General features: G+C 70.5%; 17 protein-coding genes. 13 read left to right on the top strand and 4 right to left on the bottom strand.

Going from position 1 to position 15,320, the window contains the following annotated elements:
- Window positions 1-121 precede the first annotated feature (121 nt).
- On the top strand, window positions 122-1,186 hold the full coding sequence (gene fba, locus AC1ECW_RS03970) for a class II fructose-bisphosphate aldolase (RefSeq protein WP_409706959.1): 1,065 nt from the start codon (window positions 122-124) through the stop codon (window positions 1,184-1,186).
- Window positions 1,187-1,255: 69 nt separating this feature from the next.
- Window positions 1,256-2,155, top strand: a complete 900-nt coding sequence (locus AC1ECW_RS03965; RefSeq protein WP_409706956.1) for a phosphoribosylaminoimidazolesuccinocarboxamide synthase — start codon at window positions 1,256-1,258, stop codon at window positions 2,153-2,155.
- A gap of 6 nt (window positions 2,156-2,161) precedes the next feature.
- Here the strand turns inward: AC1ECW_RS03965 and AC1ECW_RS03960 are convergent, their stop codons facing one another.
- Window positions 2,162-3,103 (bottom strand): tetratricopeptide repeat protein, encoded by a 942-nt coding sequence (locus AC1ECW_RS03960; RefSeq protein ID WP_409706953.1) that lies wholly within the window; start codon window positions 3,101-3,103, stop codon window positions 2,162-2,164.
- 144 nt (window positions 3,104-3,247) lie between these two features.
- On the opposite strand from AC1ECW_RS03960, the gene purE reads away from it, so the two are divergent.
- Genes purE through AC1ECW_RS03940 form a run of 4 tightly spaced genes read left to right on the top strand, consistent with a single transcriptional unit; the run spans window position 3,248 to window position 6,878 of the window.
- The gene (gene purE / locus AC1ECW_RS03955) at window positions 3,248-3,724 is read left to right on the top strand and encodes a 5-(carboxyamino)imidazole ribonucleotide mutase (RefSeq protein WP_481201248.1); all 477 of its coding nucleotides are present in this window, start codon (window positions 3,248-3,250) and stop codon (window positions 3,722-3,724) included.
- Window positions 3,721-4,881, top strand: a complete 1,161-nt coding sequence (locus AC1ECW_RS03950) for a 5-(carboxyamino)imidazole ribonucleotide synthase (protein ID WP_409709667.1) — start codon at window positions 3,721-3,723, stop codon at window positions 4,879-4,881. Before purE ends, AC1ECW_RS03950 begins: the two co-directional genes overlap by 4 nt.
- A 15-nt stretch (window positions 4,882-4,896) precedes the next feature.
- Complete coding sequence (locus AC1ECW_RS03945) at window positions 4,897-5,877, top strand: L-threonylcarbamoyladenylate synthase (RefSeq protein ID WP_409709670.1); 981 nt, start codon at window positions 4,897-4,899, stop codon at window positions 5,875-5,877.
- A gap of 29 nt (window positions 5,878-5,906) precedes the next feature.
- The gene (locus tag AC1ECW_RS03940) at window positions 5,907-6,878 is read left to right on the top strand and encodes an SGNH/GDSL hydrolase family protein (protein WP_409709673.1); all 972 of its coding nucleotides are present in this window, start codon (window positions 5,907-5,909) and stop codon (window positions 6,876-6,878) included.
- Here the strand turns inward: AC1ECW_RS03940 and dacB are convergent.
- Window positions 6,872-8,386, bottom strand: coding sequence for a D-alanyl-D-alanine carboxypeptidase/D-alanyl-D-alanine endopeptidase (gene dacB, locus AC1ECW_RS03935; protein ID WP_481201247.1), 1,515 nt, complete (start codon window positions 8,384-8,386; stop codon window positions 6,872-6,874). The genes AC1ECW_RS03940 and dacB overlap by 7 nt on opposite strands.
- A gap of 32 nt (window positions 8,387-8,418) precedes the next feature.
- Between dacB and tsaB the strand changes: the two genes are divergently transcribed.
- Genes tsaB through AC1ECW_RS03920 form a run of 3 tightly spaced genes read left to right on the top strand, consistent with a single transcriptional unit; the run spans window position 8,419 to window position 10,395 of the window.
- Entirely contained in the window at window positions 8,419-9,141 is a 723-nt protein-coding gene (gene tsaB / locus AC1ECW_RS03930) for a tRNA (adenosine(37)-N6)-threonylcarbamoyltransferase complex dimerization subunit type 1 TsaB (protein WP_481201246.1), read from the top strand.
- A complete protein-coding gene (gene rimI / locus AC1ECW_RS03925) occupies window positions 9,138-9,608 on the top strand; it encodes a ribosomal protein S18-alanine N-acetyltransferase (protein ID WP_409710368.1) in 471 nt (156 codons plus the stop codon). Before tsaB ends, rimI begins: the two co-directional genes overlap by 4 nt.
- 10 nt (window positions 9,609-9,618) lie before the next feature.
- Window positions 9,619-10,395 carry a uracil-DNA glycosylase gene (locus AC1ECW_RS03920; RefSeq protein ID WP_409710364.1) on the top strand — a complete coding sequence of 259 codons (777 nt, stop codon included), beginning with the start codon at window positions 9,619-9,621 and terminating at the stop codon, window positions 10,393-10,395.
- 7 nt (window positions 10,396-10,402) lie between these two features.
- Here AC1ECW_RS03920 and AC1ECW_RS03915 read toward each other — a convergent pair whose 3' ends face one another.
- Both AC1ECW_RS03915 and hemB read right to left on the bottom strand, forming a co-directional pair.
- Window positions 10,403-11,518 carry a magnesium transporter CorA family protein gene (locus AC1ECW_RS03915; RefSeq protein WP_481201245.1) on the bottom strand — a complete coding sequence of 372 codons (1,116 nt, stop codon included), beginning with the start codon at window positions 11,516-11,518 and terminating at the stop codon, window positions 10,403-10,405.
- On the bottom strand, window positions 11,518-12,519 hold the full coding sequence (gene hemB / locus AC1ECW_RS03910; protein ID WP_409702207.1) for a porphobilinogen synthase: 1,002 nt from the start codon (window positions 12,517-12,519) through the stop codon (window positions 11,518-11,520). Before hemB ends, AC1ECW_RS03915 begins: the two co-directional genes overlap by 1 nt.
- Window positions 12,520-12,819: 300 nt before the next feature.
- Here hemB and AC1ECW_RS03905 point away from each other — a divergent pair, with 300 nt between their 5' ends.
- Genes AC1ECW_RS03905 through AC1ECW_RS03890 form a run of 4 tightly spaced genes read left to right on the top strand, consistent with a single transcriptional unit; the run spans window position 12,820 to window position 15,313 of the window.
- Entirely contained in the window at window positions 12,820-13,257 is a 438-nt protein-coding gene (locus tag AC1ECW_RS03905) for a CopD family protein (RefSeq protein WP_409702205.1), read from the top strand.
- Between the two features lie 11 nt (window positions 13,258-13,268).
- Window positions 13,269-14,375 (top strand): VanZ family protein, encoded by a 1,107-nt coding sequence (locus tag AC1ECW_RS03900; RefSeq protein ID WP_481201244.1) that lies wholly within the window; start codon window positions 13,269-13,271, stop codon window positions 14,373-14,375.
- A 9-nt stretch (window positions 14,376-14,384) separates the two neighbouring features.
- Complete coding sequence (locus AC1ECW_RS03895; RefSeq protein ID WP_409702201.1) at window positions 14,385-14,711, top strand: (2Fe-2S) ferredoxin domain-containing protein; 327 nt, start codon at window positions 14,385-14,387, stop codon at window positions 14,709-14,711.
- Window positions 14,708-15,313 (top strand): alpha/beta hydrolase, encoded by a 606-nt coding sequence (locus AC1ECW_RS03890; protein WP_409702199.1) that lies wholly within the window; start codon window positions 14,708-14,710, stop codon window positions 15,311-15,313. The genes AC1ECW_RS03895 and AC1ECW_RS03890 overlap by 4 nt, the downstream gene beginning before the upstream one ends.
- Window positions 15,314-15,320: the final 7 nt, after the last annotated feature.

Raw genomic sequence — 15,320 nt, 5'->3', positions numbered from 1 at the left:
GGGGCAGGGGCGCCCCGCTCCAGTGGGGTCGGTAGAATCCTGGACGATTACGACGCGGTTTCATGCCGCCGCCCGGCGATTTCCGTTTCTCCGACTTCCTAGCGTCCCAAGAGGCCCCACCATGCCACTCGTCTCGATGCGTCAACTGCTGGACCATGCTGCCGAAAACAACTACGGCATCCCGGCCTTCAACGTCAACAACCTCGAGCAGGTGCAGGCCGTGATGGCCGCCGCCGACGAAGTCGGCGCACCGGTGATCCTGCAGGCCAGTGCCGGCGCCCGCAAGTACGCCGGCGAGAGCTTCATCAAGCACCTGATCCAAGCGGCCGTCGAGGCCTATCCGCACATCCCGCTGGTGATGCATCAGGACCACGGGACCTCGCCCAAAGTCTGCCAAGGCGCCATCGAGCTGGGCTTCGGCTCGGTGATGATGGACGGCTCGCTGATGGAAGACGGCAAGACCCCGGCCTCCTTCGACTACAACGTCAAGGTCACGCGCGAGGTGGTCGAGATGGCCCACAAGGTGGGCGTCACCGTCGAGGGGGAGCTCGGCTGCCTGGGCTCGCTGGAGACCGGCATGGCCGGCGAGGAAGACGGCATCGGCGCCGAGGGCAAGCTCGACCATTCCGCCTTGCTGACCGACCCCGAGGAGGCCGCCCGGTTCGTGAAGGCCACCCAGCTCGATGCGCTGGCCATTGCCATCGGCACCAGCCACGGCGCCTACAAGTTCACCCGCAAGCCCACCGGCGACATCCTGGCGATCTCGCGCGTCAAGGAGATCCACGCCCGCATTCCCAACACCCACCTGGTGATGCACGGCTCGTCCTCGGTGCCGCAGGAACTGCTGGCCATCATCAACCAGTACGGCGGCAAGATGAAGGAGACCTACGGCGTGCCCATCGAGGAAATCCAGGAAGCCATCAAGCATGGGGTGCGCAAGATCAACATCGACACCGACATCCGTCTGGCCATGACCGGCGCGGTGCGCAAGTTCCTGGCCGAGAACCCCGACAAGTTCGACATGCGCGAGTGGATGAAGCCTGCCCGCGAAGCGGCCAAGCAGGTCTGCAAGGCGCGCTACCTGCAGTTCGGCTGCGAAGGCCAGGCCGGTAAAATCAAGCCCATTGCCCTGTCCGAGATGGCGCGCCGCTACGCGGCCGGCGAACTGGCCCAGGTGGTCCAGTAAGACCCGCGGCCCGATCCGCACCTGCCGAGCCCGCTGGACCAGCGGGCTCGTTGTTTTCCGGAGACCTTCGTGACCGCCGCCCTGCTCCACTCCTCGATCACCTCCCTGCCCCTGCTCGCACGCGGCAAGGTGCGCGACAACTACGCGGTGGGCACCGACCGCATCCTGATGATCGCCACCGACCGGCTCTCGGCCTTCGACGTGGTGATGGGCGAGCCCATCCCCGGCAAAGGGGCCCTGCTCACCGAGGTGGCGCTGTTCTGGTTCGACAAGCTGGGCCACCTCGTGCCCAACCACCTCACCGGTGACGACCCGCAAAGCGTGGTGACCGAGGCCGAACGTGCCCAGGTGCGCGGCCGCGCGATGCTGGTCAAGCGCCTCAAGCCCCTGCCGGTGGAGGCCGTGGTGCGCGGCTACCTGGCCGGCAGCGGCTGGAAGGAATACCAGCACACCGGCGAAGTCTGCGGCGTGAAGCTGCCGGCCGGGCTGAAGAACGCCAGTCGGCTGCCCGAGCCCATTTTCACCCCGGCCACCAAGGCCGAGATCGGCGAGCACGACGAGAACATCTCCTTCGATCGCATGGGCGAGATCATCGGGCGGGACCTGGCCGAGCGCGTGCGCGCGGTGTCCATCGAGCTCTACCGCACCGCGGCCGACTATGCGCTGTCGCGCGGCATCATCATCGCCGACACCAAGTTCGAGTTCGGTCTGGACGAGCACGGCACCCTCACGCTGATGGACGAGGTGCTCACGCCCGATTCCTCGCGCTTCTGGCCGGTGGAAGGCTATGCCGAAGGCGCCAACCCTCCGAGCTATGACAAGCAGTTCGTGCGCGACTGGCTGGAGCAGGCCACGGTGAACGGCCGGCCCTGGAACAAACAGGCCCCCGCCCCGGCGCTGCCGGCCGAGGTGATCGAGAAGACCGCTGCCAAGTACCGCGAGGCACGCGACCGGCTGATCGGCGCCTGAGCGTCCTCAGAACAGCGTCATCGACAGCTTGCGGCGGTACTGCTCGACAATCGGATCGGCCGCAGCCACCGTCGTCTTGCCGGTGAGCTCCAGCGTGCCCTTGGCTTCGGCCGCGGCCGGCTTGGGCGCGGGCTTGCTCATCATCTCGAGAATGGCCACATAGGTCTTGCGCGCCAGACCCTCGTTCCAGGCCTTGTCGCGCATCAGGATCTCGAGCAGCTCGTCCATCGCCTGCGTGAACCGGCCGGCGGCAAAGTGCACCTGGGCCAACTCGTGGCGGGCCTCGAAGTCGCGCTTGTTGGCCGCGATCGCGGCAGCCAGGTCCTGCGTCGATCGGGCCTTCGGGGCGCGCTCGCAGGCCTCCAGGTACAGCCCCAGAGCGGCCAGGCGGGCGTCCACCGCCGCCTTGGAGGCCACCGGCTCGTAGGCGGCGCGCGCCTCGGCCACCTGGCCCCGTTCGAGCAGCAGCTTCACGTAGTCGAAGCGCGCCACGTCGTTGGCCGGGTCGATGGCCACGGCCTGCTGCAGCTTCTCCAGCGCCGCATCGGTGTTCCCCTCGGCGGCGAGCTCGACGGCCGCCTCGGCCTCCTCCTCAGCCTGCAACTCGGCATCGCTGGGCACGTGCTTGTCCAAGAACTGCTGGATCTGCGCCTGCGGCAACGCCCCCACGAAGCCGTCGACGGGCTGCCCGTCGCGGAACATCACGCAAAACGGGATGGAGCGCACACCGAACATCTGCGAGAGCTGGCCGGCGATCTCGGGCTGCTCGTCGGAATTGAGCTTGGCCAGCACGAAGCGGCCGCCGTACTGGGTTTCGAGCTTCTCGAGCAAGGGCCCCAAGGTGCGGCACGGGCCGCACCAGGGCGCCCAGATGTCGAGCAGCACGGGACGCGACACCGAGGCTTGCAGCACCTCGGCTTCAAAGTTCTGGAGGGTGATGTCGATCATGGCAAAGCCGTTCAAAAGGGGCGGGGCACCGGCCCGGGCAAAGATGGGGTCGGGCCAGGCCTTTCCCAGCCCCGCCTAAAATCGCGGTTTCTGCCCAGCCTGGAGCCATCCTTGTCGAGCGCTTCGCCCCTCATCGGTGTGGTCATGGGTTCCAACAGCGATTGGGACGTCATGCAGCACGCCGCCCAGATTCTCGCCGACTTCGGCGTGCCTTACGAGGCACGGGTGGTTTCCGCCCACCGCATGCCCGACGACATGTTCCGTTATGCCGAGCAGGCCGCGCCGCGCGGCCTCAAGGCCCTCATCGCCGGCGCCGGCGGTGCGGCCCACCTGCCGGGCATGCTGGCGGCCAAGACGGTGGTGCCGGTGCTGGGCGTGCCGGTGCCGAGCAAGCACCTGCAAGGCGTCGATTCCCTGCACTCCATCGTGCAGATGCCCAAGGGCATCCCGGTGGCGACCTTCGCCATCGGGACGGCCGGCGCCGCCAATGCGGCCCTCTTCGCCGTGGCCCTGCTGGCCAACGAGAACCCCGCGCTGCGCGAGAAGCTGCTGGACTTCCGCGCCCGCCAGACCGAGGCGGCGCGGGCGATGACGCTGCCGCCTGCAGGAGCGCCGGCATGAACGGCACCGTGCAGCCGGGTGCGACCCTGGGCGTGATGGGCGGCGGCCAGCTCGGCCGCATGTTCGTGCACGCGGCCCAGACCCTGGGCTACTTCACCGTCGTGCTCGACCCGGACGTGAGCAGCCCGGCCGGGCTGGTGGCACACCACCACATCCAGGCCGACTACCTGGACGAGCAAGGCCTGGCGCAGCTGATGCAGCGCAGCGCCGCGATCACCACCGAGTTCGAGAACGTGCCCTCGGCGGCCCTGGTCACGCTGCAGGCGCATCGTCCGGTCGCCCCGGGTGCGCAAGCGGTGGCGATCTGCCAGGACCGCGCCCTGGAAAAAGCGCATTTCAGGCGCTGCGGTGTGCCCTGCGCACCCCATGCCGTGATCGAAACGCCCGAGCAGCTCGCCGCGGTCGATGCCGAGCTGCTGCCGGGCCTGCTCAAGACCGCCCGCCTGGGCTACGACGGCAAGGGCCAGGTCGCGGTGACGACACCGCAGGACCTGGCAGCCGCCTGGGAGCAGCTCGGCCGCGTGCCCTGCGTGCTCGAACAGCGCCTGGACCTGGCCTTTGAGGTGAGCGTGATCGTCGCGCGCAACGCCCAGGGCGAGGTGGTGCATTACCCGGTGCAGCGCAACCTGCACCGGGAGGGCATCCTGGCGGTCACCACCGTGCCGGCCCCGGACGTGAGCCCCGAGCTGCAAGCGCAGGCCATCGGCGCGGCCGAGCACCTGGCCGCCTCGATGCACTACGTGGGCGTGCTGTGCGTGGAGTTCTTCGTGCTGCGCGACGGCCGGCTGCTGGCCAACGAGATGGCGCCGCGGCCGCACAACTCGGGCCATTACACGCTGGACGCCTGCGACGTGTCGCAGTTCGAGTTGCAGGTGCGCACGATGACCGGGCTGCCGCTGGTGGCCCCGCGCCAGCACTCTGCGGCCGTGATGCTCAACTTGCTGGGCGAGTTGTGGTTCGACGCCCAGGGGCGCGAGCGCGAGCCGGCCTGGGCCGAGGTGCTGGCCCTGCCCGGGGTGCATCTGCACCTGTACGGCAAGCTGGCCGCACGCCCCGGACGCAAGATGGGCCACCTGACCGTGACGGCAGCCTCTGCGGCCCAGGCCGACGAGGTGGCGCGGCGTTGTGCCGAGCGACTCGGCATCGCTCGCTGGTGAAGGGGCACGACCACCGTGGCGCGCATCCTTGACGGCACCCCTGCCGCCCAGATCGCCGAGGCCCTGGAGGCCCTGGCGGCCGGCCGCCTCGTGGCCTTCCCGACCGAAACGGTCTATGGCCTGGGCGCAGATGCCGGCCAGGACGAGGCCGTGCGCGGCATCTTCGCCGCCAAGGGCCGGCCGGCCGACCACCCGCTGATCGTGCACGTGGCCAATGCCGAAGCCGCCCTGGCGCTGGCCCGGGCCGTGCCGCCGGCGGCCCGCCGGCTGATGGACGCCTTCTGGCCCGGCCCGCTCACCGTGATCGTGCCGCGCCGCGAAGGGGTGGCCACAGCGGCGGCCGGCGGACAGGACACGATCGGCCTGCGCTGCCCGGCCCATCCGGTGGCCCAGGCCCTGCTCCAGGCGGCCAGCCGGCGCGGCCTGCTCGGACTGGCCGGCCCCAGCGCCAACCGCTTCGGCCGGGTCAGCCCGACCACCGCCGCCCACGTGGCAGCAGAGTTCGGCGACGAGGTGCTGGTGCTCGACGGCGGGCCCTGCCCGGTGGGCATCGAATCGACCATCATCGACTGCTCACGCGCCCGCCCCGTGCTGTTGCGCCCCGGCACGCACACCCGAGCCCAGATCGAGGCCGCGCTGGGCGAACCCCTGCTCGACCGCGATGCACAGGCCCCGCGGGCCCCCGGCACCCTCAAAGCCCACTACGCGCCCCGCGCGGTCGTGCGCCTGATGAGCACGGACGTGCTGCGCACGGCCCTGCAAGTCTGGGGCCAGACCCCGGGGCCGGTGGCCTTGTATGCCCGTACCGTTCGCCCGGCCAAAGGCATGTTGTATCGGGCCATGCCCGATGATGCCGCTGCGGCCGCGCGGGAGTTGTTTGCCGCCTTGCGTGAATTCGACGAGCGCGGTGCGCGGATCATCTGGGTCGAAAGCCCGCCCCCCGGCCCCGAGTGGGACGGTGTGCGCGACCGACTCACACGCGCTGCTGCCGCCTGATCCCCCCCCCAATGCTTCGTGGAGTGTGCATGTCTTTGTCGTCTTTCGGTGCCCGCTGGCGCCAACGATCGCTGGCGGCCGTGGCGGCCGCCTTGGCCCTGGCAGGCTGTGGCGGTGATGTTTACGATCCCTTTCAGCCTACGCGCATTTTTTCCTTCGGCGACGGCCACAGCGCGATGGCCAGCGACGGGCGCAAGTACACCGTGAACGATCTGGCCGACTGCCGGAACTACCGCACTTGGAACCAGCTCGTGGCCGAAAACTACGGCTTTGCCTTTGCGGCCTGCAACCCATCCAACCTCACCGGCAACCGCGTGGCCCAGCTCTACGCCGACGAAACCTGGACCCTGGCCAACGTGCGCACCCAGGTGGAGGCCCAGCTGCCCAACCTGGGCACCGGCGACATGGTGCTGCTGCAAGTGGGCGCGCAAGACGTGTGGGCACTGTACGCACAGGACCCGAGCGCCGTGCCCCCGAACTACGAGGACGAGGGGCTGTGCAGCCAGGCCAACCTGCCCACCACCCTGCGCGAAGCCTGCAACCGCGGCGCCGACCTCGGCCGGCTGGTGCAGCAGATCACCGACCGCGATGCGCGCGTGCTGGCCATCGATGTGGTCAACCAGGGCAAGACCCCGCGCGGGCTGGCCGAACCCGTGGCCGGGCGCACTTTGCTCAAGGCCTTGACCGATGCCTTCAATTCCGGCTTCTACAACAGCTTCGGCAACAACAGCCGCAAGGCGGCCTATGCCCAGGTGAACAACCTGGTGCGCCTGGCCACCGATGGCGACAGCAACACCGGCTACCGGTTCACCCATGAAGGCACGGCGGCGTGCACCGTGCAGCCCGCCATCGATTGCTCGACGTCGACCGTACAGTCGGACTACGACACCAGCTTGAGTTCCTACAAGTACGTGTGGGCCGACGATTTGTACTTCAGCCCCCAGATGAATCGCCTGATCGGCAACCTCGCCTGGCAGCGCGCCGAGCGGCACCCCTACTGACCGCCCCGGCCGGGGCCTGCGGACCCGGGGGCTGGGCCCTCGGCGCGGTCGCGCAAGGCCCATTGCACCAAAGCCTCCAGGGCCGGGCGTGCGGCGGCCGCGCGCGGGTGGTTGACGATGGCCACAAAGCTGTAGCGCTGTCCACTGTCGCCCAGCACATAGCCGGCCAGGCCGGCCACATCACGCAGCGAGCCGGTCTTCAGATGCGCACGCCCGGGCTCGGTGCGGCTGCGCCGCAAGGTGCCATCGCGGCCCAGGACCGGCAGCGAGGCCATCAGCTCGGGCATCACCGGGTCGGCCCAGGCCGCTTGCAGCAGCCGGGTGAACACCGCTGCGCTCGCGCGGGCCTGCCGCGACAGCCCGGCACCGTTGTCCAGCACCACCGCGGCATCGGGCACCCCCAGGCGGGTGCGCAGCCAGTCCTGCACCACCGCCCGTGACGACGCCAAATCGCCCTGGCCACGGCGCTCGCGCCCCAACGTCAGGAACAGCTGGCGGGCCATCACGTTGTTGCTGAACTTGTTGATGTCGCGCACCACCTCGGCCAAGGCCGGCGAGGTGCTGGCCACCAGCGGCTTGAGGCCCTCGGGCACCCGGCCTTCGCGCACCGTGCCTGACAACTGCCCCCCCAGGCTGCGCCACAGCCCCAGCACGGCCTGGGCGTTGTAGCCGCGTGGATCGGCGTGCGCGATGGCCCATTGGTTCTCGCCGCAGCGCGCCGGATAGGCGCCGCGCAAGCGCAGCCGGGCGGGATCGCCCAGCTCGGCCTTGAGCAGGGCCCGCCAGTCGGCGCACTCGGCAGTGAAGTCCAGCGGCACCCAGGGGTCGACCGCAAAGCCGTGCAGCGGCGGCTCCACCGTGACCCAGGCCCGCGCGCGGGCCGGATCGGGCACGAAGCCCAGCGCGATGGACTTGTAGTTGATCAGCAGCGCGTCGGGCAGCACGTTGTACGGGCGCCAGGGCTCCTCGTCGAAGGCCCCCGGATCGCCCGGCGGCAGCTCGAAGGCCGAGCCGTCGAGCACGATGTCCCCCCGGATCTCGCGGACGCCCAGTTGCTGCACGCGCCGCAGCAGCAGCCACAGCCGCTCGACCACCAGCTTCGGGTCGCCCTGGCCCTGCAGGTACAGCGTGCCTTGCAGCACCCCGTCGGCCACCGCTCCCTCGGCATAGACCGGCGTGGTCCAGGTGTAGGCCGGCCCAAGCAAGTCCAGCGCGGCATAGGTGGTGACGAGCTTCATCAGCGAGGCCGGGTTCATCGGCACCTGGGCCTGGTGGCTCAGGCGGGGCGCGCCGCCGCCGACCGGCACCACCTCGACGGCCAGGGCCTCGCGCGGCACCTGGGCCTGCGCCAGCGCCGCCTCCACCGGCGCCGGCAGGACCGGTGGCACGCTCTGGGCCTGCGCGGGGCCGCGCGCCAGCGCGAGCCCCAGGACGATCGCAGCAAGGGTCCAGGCGCCGGCCCGGGACAGGGCACGGCGCCGCATCGAGGGCAAGTCAGGGCAAAGCATTCGCCGATTATCCCGGCCGCTACACTGTGGGCATGTCCTTCCCTGCGCGAGACCCTTGCCTGCTGGCGATCGAGACCGCCACCGAGACGATGCACCTGGGCCTGCGTTGCGGCAGCCAGGTGCACGTGTTCACCGGCCCGGGCAGCGCCCACACCTCGGCCACCCTGCTGCCGGCCGTGCGCCGGCTGCTGGACGAGGCCGGGCTCGCCCCGCGGGATCTGGATGCCATTGCCTTCGGCCGCGGCCCGGGCGCCTTCACCGGCCTGCGCACCGCCTGCTCGGTGGCGCAGGGTCTGGCGCTGGGTGCGGGCTGTCCGGTGATCCCGGTGGACACCCTGCTCGTGGTGGCCGAGGACGCCCGCCGCACCCACGGGCACACCGAGGTCTGGGTCGCCCAGGATGCGCGCATGGGCCAGCTCTATGCCGCCCGTTACCGGCACGGGGGTGAGCGTTGGCAGACCCTGGCCGCACCGGCCCTGCACGAGCCCGAGGCCTTCAACACGCTGTTGCGCGCCGACCCGCAAGCCGCGCTGGTCGGCAATGCGCTGGCCGCACTCGGCGCGCGGCTGGACACCGGCGCGCGCCCCCTGCACCCCGAGGCCGCTCCCAGCGCACACGCCCTGCTGGCGCTGGCGCTGGCGGCCTGGCAGCGCGGCGAGGCAGTCGACGCCGCCCTGGCCTTGCCGCTGTACGTGCGCGACAAGGTGGCCCAGACCACCGCCGAGCGCGACGCCGTCCGCTCAGCCCTGACATGAACGCCCTGCTCCACCCAGCCGGGCGTCGCCTGGAGCCGCTGCGTGTCGAGGATCTCGATGCGCTGCTGGCCATCGAGGTGCAGGCCTATGAATTCCCCTGGACGCGCGGCAACTTCATCGACTCCCTGGCCGCCGGCCATGCGGCCTGGTGGCTGCGTGAGGGAGACGGCCCGATGATCGGCTACTTCCTGGCCATGCTCGGGGTCGAGGAGATGCACCTGCTCAACCTGACCGTGGCCCCCTCCCAGCAGGGACGCGGCCACGCCGTGTGGATGCTCGACCGCCTGTGCGAGATCGCGCGCGGCGAAGGCGCCACCCAGCTGTGGCTGGAGGTGCGCCCGAGCAATCAGCGGGCCCGGCGTCTGTACGAGCGCTACGGCTTCGCCGAGGTGGGCCTGCGCCGCGGCTACTACCCGGCCGCGCGGGGGCTGCGCGAGGACGCGCTGGTCATGAGCCTGCCGCTGTGAGGACCGCCCCGTGAACCTGGACGATCGTCGCCTGGGCCTGCTGCGCGAGATGGGCCTGACGGCCTGGGTGCCGCGCCATGCCGGCAGCGCCCCCGACGCCCCTGCGGTCGCCGCAGCCGACGGGCCCGTCGCCGCCGCCCCGGGGCCGGAAGGCCTGGCTGCCGCGCCGCCGGAGGCCCTGCCGCCGCGCGGCACGCGCCCCAGCGGCATCGAGCAGATGGATTGGCCGGCCCTGCGCGAGGCGGTGGCCGGCTGCCGCGCCTGTGCGCTGTGCGAAAGCCGCCGCCACACCGTGTTCGGCGTGGGTCATGAGCAGGCGCACTGGATGATCGTCGGCGAAGCCCCGGGCGAGAACGAGGACCGCCTGGGCGAGCCCTTCGTCGGCCAGGCCGGCCGCCTGCTCGACAACATGCTGCGCGCCATCGGCCTGACGCGCGAGGCCGCGCCGCCGCAGCGGCAGGTCTACATCTGCAACGTGCTCAAATGCCGCCCGCCGGGCAACCGCAACCCCGAGCCCCAGGAAGTCGCCCAGTGCGAGCCTTTCCTGAAGCGCCAGGTGGCCCTGGTGAAGCCGCGCATCATCCTGGCCATGGGGCGCTTTGCCGTGCAGTCGCTGCTGCGCACCACCGAGCCCATCGGCCGGCTGCGCGGGCGGGTGCATGACTACGAGGGCGTGCCCCTCATCGTCACCTACCATCCCGCCTACTTGCTGCGCAACCTGCCCGACAAGGCCAAGGCCTGGGACGACCTCTGTCTGGCTCTGGACACGCTCCAGGCGCGCCCCTGAGCCGCGGTCAGTCCCGTGTGCCCAGGTAGCGCTTGCGCCAGAAGAACAGACCCAGCCCCAGGCCGAGCGCGGCCATCAGGCCCAGCGTGATCCACACCCCGGTGGCCTCGTGGATGAGCGGCAGGGTGTCGAAGTTCATGCCGAAGATGCCGGTGATGAGGTTGAGCGGCAGGAAGATGGCCGTCAGCACAGTGAGCGTGCGCATGATGTCGTTGGTGCGGTTGCTCTGCGCCGAAAAGTGCATCTGCACCGCCGTCTCGGCCGACGACTCAAGCCGGCGCACATGACCCAGCACCCGCTCGATGTGCTCGAGCACGTCGCGTGAGCGCAGGCGCAGCAGCTCGCGCTCGCGCTGCGCCGCCGGCGTGGTCTCGGGGGGCCATTCCTGCAGGGCATCGATCCACTCCTGGATCGCGTTGCGCTGGTCTTCGCAGATGTCTTCCAGCAGATGCAGGGTGTTGCGCGAATCGAGCAGCAACTGCCAGCTGCGGAACCTTGCCCGCGGGTTGAACAGCGCCTGCTGCAGCACGCCGAACTGGCGCGTGAGCAGCCGCCGCAGCTCCAGGTAGCCGTCCACGATGTGGTTGACCATGCGCAGCATCTGGTCGGCCGGACTGGTGGGCAGCCGCACCGCCACCGGCCGCCCCTCGGCGCGTGGATCGGCCTGGCCCTGGGCAATCTGGGTGTAGCGCTGCGCAAAATGCTCGCGCACCAGGCAATCGGCCGGATGCACGGTCAGCAGCACGCGGTCGAAGACGGCAAAACCCACCGGGCTGGTGTCGATGGCCTCCAGGGCGCGGCGGGCGCCGTGGAGGTCGCCGCCGGCATCGTCGAGGAAGAGTGCACTCGTGCCGGGGCCGGCGGCCAGACGCCGGAACACCAGCACGTCATACCAGGGTGTGTCCTCGAAGTGGGAGGGCAGTTGCGGGTTGAGCAGATCCGAGACGTGCAGGTCCACCAGGGGCCCGCCGGTCCAGGCCTGCAGGCAGGCCTGCAGCCGGGCGATGTCCGTCTCGAACTCGCCGCGCGTCACCCCCACCCACAGGTAGCCCGTGTCGGGCAGCCCGGCTGGCAGGGCCGGCCATTCGTCGAAGCCGTCTGGGCGGACGTGGAAGACGCGCATCAGGCTTTGAGCAGCGCCGCCGCGTCCAGCGCGAAGTAGCTCAGCACCCCATCCGCTCCGGCACGCTTGAAGGCCAGCAGCGACTCCATCATCACGGCATCGTGGTCGAGCCAGCCGTGGGCCGCCGCCGCCTTGAGCATCGCGTACTCGCCACTGACCTGGTAAGCGAACGTGGGCATGCGGAACTCGTCCTTCACGCGGCGCACGATGTCCAGGTAGGGCAGGCCGGGTTTGACCATCACCATGTCGGCGCCTTCGGCAATGTCCAGCGCCACCTCGCGCAGGGCCTCGTCGCTGTTGGCCGGGTCCATCTGGTAGACCTTCTTGTTGCTCTTGCCCAGGTGGGCTGCCGAGCCCACCGCGTCGCGGAACGGGCCGTAGAAGGCCGAGGCGTATTTGGCGCTGTAAGCCATGATGCGGGTGTGGATGAGCCCGCGCGCCTCCAGCGCCCGGCGGATCGCACCGATGCGCCCGTCCATCATGTCCGAGGGCGCCACGATGTCCACCCCGGCGTCGGCCTGCACCAGGGCCTGACGCACCAGCACCTCGACCGTCTCGTCGTTCAAGATGTAGCCGGTGTCGTCCAGCAGCCCGTCCTGGCCGTGGCTCGTGAAGGGGTCGAGCGCGACATCGGTCATCAGGGCCAGTTCCGGGAAACGGCGCTTGAGCTCGCGCACCACCCTCGGCACCAGGCCCTCGGGGTTCAAGGCCTCGCGGCCGTCCGGCGTCTTCAGGGCCGGGTCGATCACTGGAAAGAGCGCCATCGCCGGCACGCCCAGCGCCAGACAGCGCTCGGCCAGCGGCAACAGGCGATCCACGCTGAGGCGCTGTACACCCGGCATCGACGCGACATCCTGGGTCTGCCCCTGGCCGTCGAGCACGAAGACCGGCAGGATCAGGTCGTCAGCACGCAGGGCATGTTCACGCACCAGCCGGCGGGTGGCGTCGTCGCGGCGCAGACGGCGGGGGCGGGCCGCCGGGAAGGAAGCGGGGAAGGCCAAGGCAGGATCCTGTAACAAGCGTTCGAAATCGTGAAAAGCTGGTGTTTTCCATGCCCGAGTGGATCACTGGGGCCCTCCAGCCGGTCACGGATCTGTGATAAGCTCACATATGAATGATACGTCGCAAGGCGGTCATTCCCTGCTTTTCCTCCCTGAGCAGGTGCCTTACCGTGATGACAGCGTTAAGGCTTTGAAGCCCCAGTCCCCGACTGGGGCTCTTTCTTTTGGGCGGCCGTTTGGGGGTGGGCGGCTCGAGCGGCCTCGACGCCCGCGGCGGGCAGGGTGGCTATCATGCCGCGCATGCTCTACGCCCTGGTCAAATCCCTGCACATCGTGTTCGTGGTCGGCTGGTTCGCCGGTCTGTTCTACCTGCCCCGCATCTTCGTGAACCTGGCGATGGTCAGCCCCGACAGCCACGCCGAGCGTGAACGCCTGCTGCTGATGGCGCGCAAGCTCTACCGCTTCATGTCGCTGCTGATGGTGCCGGCGCTGGGCTTCGGCGTGTGGCTGTGGTGGGGCTTTGGCATCGGGCGCGGCCCGGGCAGCGGCTGGATGCACGCCAAGCTCGTGCTCGTCCTCGGCCTGGTGGGCTACCACCACGGCTGCCGTCGCCTGCTGCGCGACTTCGAGCAATTCCAGGCCCCGCCCCGCTCCCACGTGTGGTACCGCTGGTTCAATGAGGTGCCGGTGATCGTGCTGCTGGCGGTCGTGCTGCTGGTGGTGCTCAAGCCCTTCTGAGTGGGGCGCCGGTGTCCCGCCATCGCAGCTCGCTGGTACCGCTGGCGCTGCTGTACGCCGCGCTCATCGTCTATGCGAGCCTGTACCCCTTCCGAGGCTGGGTCGCACCGAACCGGCCGCTGTGGGCCTTCGTGCTCGAACCCTGGCCGCGTTGGTGGACGGGCTTCGACCTGGTGTCCAACCTGCTGGGCTACATGCCCTTGGGGATGGCGGTGGCCGGTGCGGCGCTGCGCAGCGGCCGCCCCCGCGCGTGGGCCTTCGGCATCGCCCTGGGCTGCGGGGCGCTGCTGTCGGGCACGATGGAGACCTTGCAGAACTTCCTGCCCGAGCGCGTGCCGTCCAACCTGGACTGGGCCCTCAACGTGCTGGGCACTGCGGCCGGCGCGCTGGTCATGCTGGCGCTGCAGGTCCTGGGCGCGCTGGGGCGCTGGCAAGCCTTGCGCGAGCGCTGGTTCATCGAGCGCAGCGCCGGCGGGCTGACCCTGTTGCTGCTGTGGCCCGCGGCCCTGCTCTTCCCCACCCCGGCGCCGCTGGGTGTGGGCCAGGTGGCCGACCGGGTGGACGACCTGATCGCGCGCGCGCTGCAGGGCACCGCGCTGGAGGGCTGGGTCCAGGCTCCGGTGGCCGGGGCCGTTTCGCGGCTGCCAGCGGTCACCGAGCTGGTGGTGGTGGCGCTGGGCGTGCTGGCCCCGTGCCTGCTGGCCTTCTCGATCAGCCCGCCGCGCTGGCCGCGTCTGGCGCTGGTGGCCGGGGCGGCGGCCCTGGGCTTTGCCACCACCACCTTGTCCACGGCCCTGAGCTACGGTCCGCAGCATGCGCTGGCCTGGATCACGCCGGCCACCCCGCTGGGGCTGACTGTGGGCGTGGCCGCTGCCCTCGTGCTGGCCCCCGTGCCCCCGCGCGCGGCCGCCGCGCTGGGGCTGGTGGCCATCACCGCGCTGGCCGGCTTCGTCAACGACGCGCCGGCCGACCCCTACTATGCCCAGAGCCTGGCGGCCTGGGAGCAGGGCCGCTTCATCCGCTTCCACGGCCTGGCCCAGTGGGTGGGCTGGCTGTGGCCGTACGCGGTGCTGGTCTACCTGGTCGCGCGCGCGGCCTCGCGGGAGCGCGCGCCTTAAAATTCCCCGATGAGCTATTACGAGCGCCACATCTTCTTCTGCCTGAACCAGCGCGACAACGGCGAGTCCTGCTGTGCGGATCAGGGGGCCGAGGCGGCCTTCAACCACTGCAAGTCCCGCGTCAAGGCGGCCGGCCTGGCCGGTGCGGGCCGGGTGCGGGTGAACCGCGCGGGCTGCCTGGACCGCTGCGCCGGGGGCCCGGTGGCGGTCGTCTATCCCGAAGCCACCTGGTACACCTACGTCGACCAGGCCGACATCGATGAGATCGTCGAGCGCCACCTGCGGCACGGCGAGGTCGTCGAACGGCTGCTGCTGGCGCCCGACGTCGGCCGATGAACGCCCAGACCGAGAAGCACCTGATCGCCGGTCCGGCCGGCGAGCTCGAATGTGCCCTGGACGCGCCGGCCGGGCCGCCCATGGGCCTGGCCGTCGTGGCCCACCCGCACCCGCTGCACGGCGGCACCTTGGACAACAAGGTGGTGCAGACGCTGGCCCGCGCCTTCGTGCAGCGCGGCTGGCGCGTGCTGCGCTTCAACTTCCGCGGCGTGGGGCGCTCGCAAGGGGCCTGGGATGCCGGGCGTGGCGAGATCGACGACATGATGGCCGTGATCACGCACGGACGCCAGCACGGGGAACCTTTGGCCCTGGCCGGGTTCTCTTTCGGGGCCTATGTCGCCTCGCACGCCGCACAGCGGCTGGGGGGCAGCGTGGCCCACCTGGTGCTGGTGGGCCCGGCCACCGGCAACTTCGAGGTGGCGCCCGTGCCGGCCCACACGGTCGTGATCCACGGTGAGCACGACGACGTGGTGCCGCTGCAGTCCACGCTGGACTGGGCCCGTCCGCAGCACCTGCCGGTCGTGGTGGTGCCCGGCGTGGGCCACTTTTTCCATGGGCAGCTGCCGCTGCTGAAGACCCTGGTGCTGCGCGCCCTGGCCTGAGACGGTG

Source organism: Caldimonas hydrothermalis, assembly GCF_056746695.1.
This window is presented reverse-complemented; position numbering and strand designations above follow the sequence as displayed.

Excerpts from the sequence above, each read along its gene's own strand:
- fba (WP_409706959.1), top strand. The coding sequence starts at position 122 with ATGCCACTCGTCTCGATGCGTCAACTGCTGGACCATGCTGCCGAAAAC.
- AC1ECW_RS03960 (WP_409706953.1), bottom strand. The coding sequence starts at position 3,103 with ATGATCGACATCACCCTCCAGAACTTTGAAGCCGAGGTGCTGCAAGCC.
- purE (WP_481201248.1), top strand. The coding sequence starts at position 3,248 with ATGGGTTCCAACAGCGATTGGGACGTCATGCAGCACGCCGCCCAGATT.
- AC1ECW_RS03950 (WP_409709667.1), top strand. The coding sequence starts at position 3,721 with ATGAACGGCACCGTGCAGCCGGGTGCGACCCTGGGCGTGATGGGCGGC.
- AC1ECW_RS03940 (WP_409709673.1), top strand. The coding sequence starts at position 5,907 with ATGTCTTTGTCGTCTTTCGGTGCCCGCTGGCGCCAACGATCGCTGGCG.
- dacB (WP_481201247.1), bottom strand. The coding sequence starts at position 8,386 with ATGCTTTGCCCTGACTTGCCCTCGATGCGGCGCCGTGCCCTGTCCCGG.
- tsaB (WP_481201246.1), top strand. The coding sequence starts at position 8,419 with ATGTCCTTCCCTGCGCGAGACCCTTGCCTGCTGGCGATCGAGACCGCC.
- rimI (WP_409710368.1), top strand. The coding sequence starts at position 9,138 with ATGAACGCCCTGCTCCACCCAGCCGGGCGTCGCCTGGAGCCGCTGCGT.
- AC1ECW_RS03915 (WP_481201245.1), bottom strand. The coding sequence starts at position 11,518 with ATGCGCGTCTTCCACGTCCGCCCAGACGGCTTCGACGAATGGCCGGCC.
- AC1ECW_RS03905 (WP_409702205.1), top strand. The coding sequence starts at position 12,820 with ATGCTCTACGCCCTGGTCAAATCCCTGCACATCGTGTTCGTGGTCGGC.
- AC1ECW_RS03895 (WP_409702201.1), top strand. The coding sequence starts at position 14,385 with ATGAGCTATTACGAGCGCCACATCTTCTTCTGCCTGAACCAGCGCGAC.
- AC1ECW_RS03890 (WP_409702199.1), top strand. The coding sequence starts at position 14,708 with ATGAACGCCCAGACCGAGAAGCACCTGATCGCCGGTCCGGCCGGCGAG.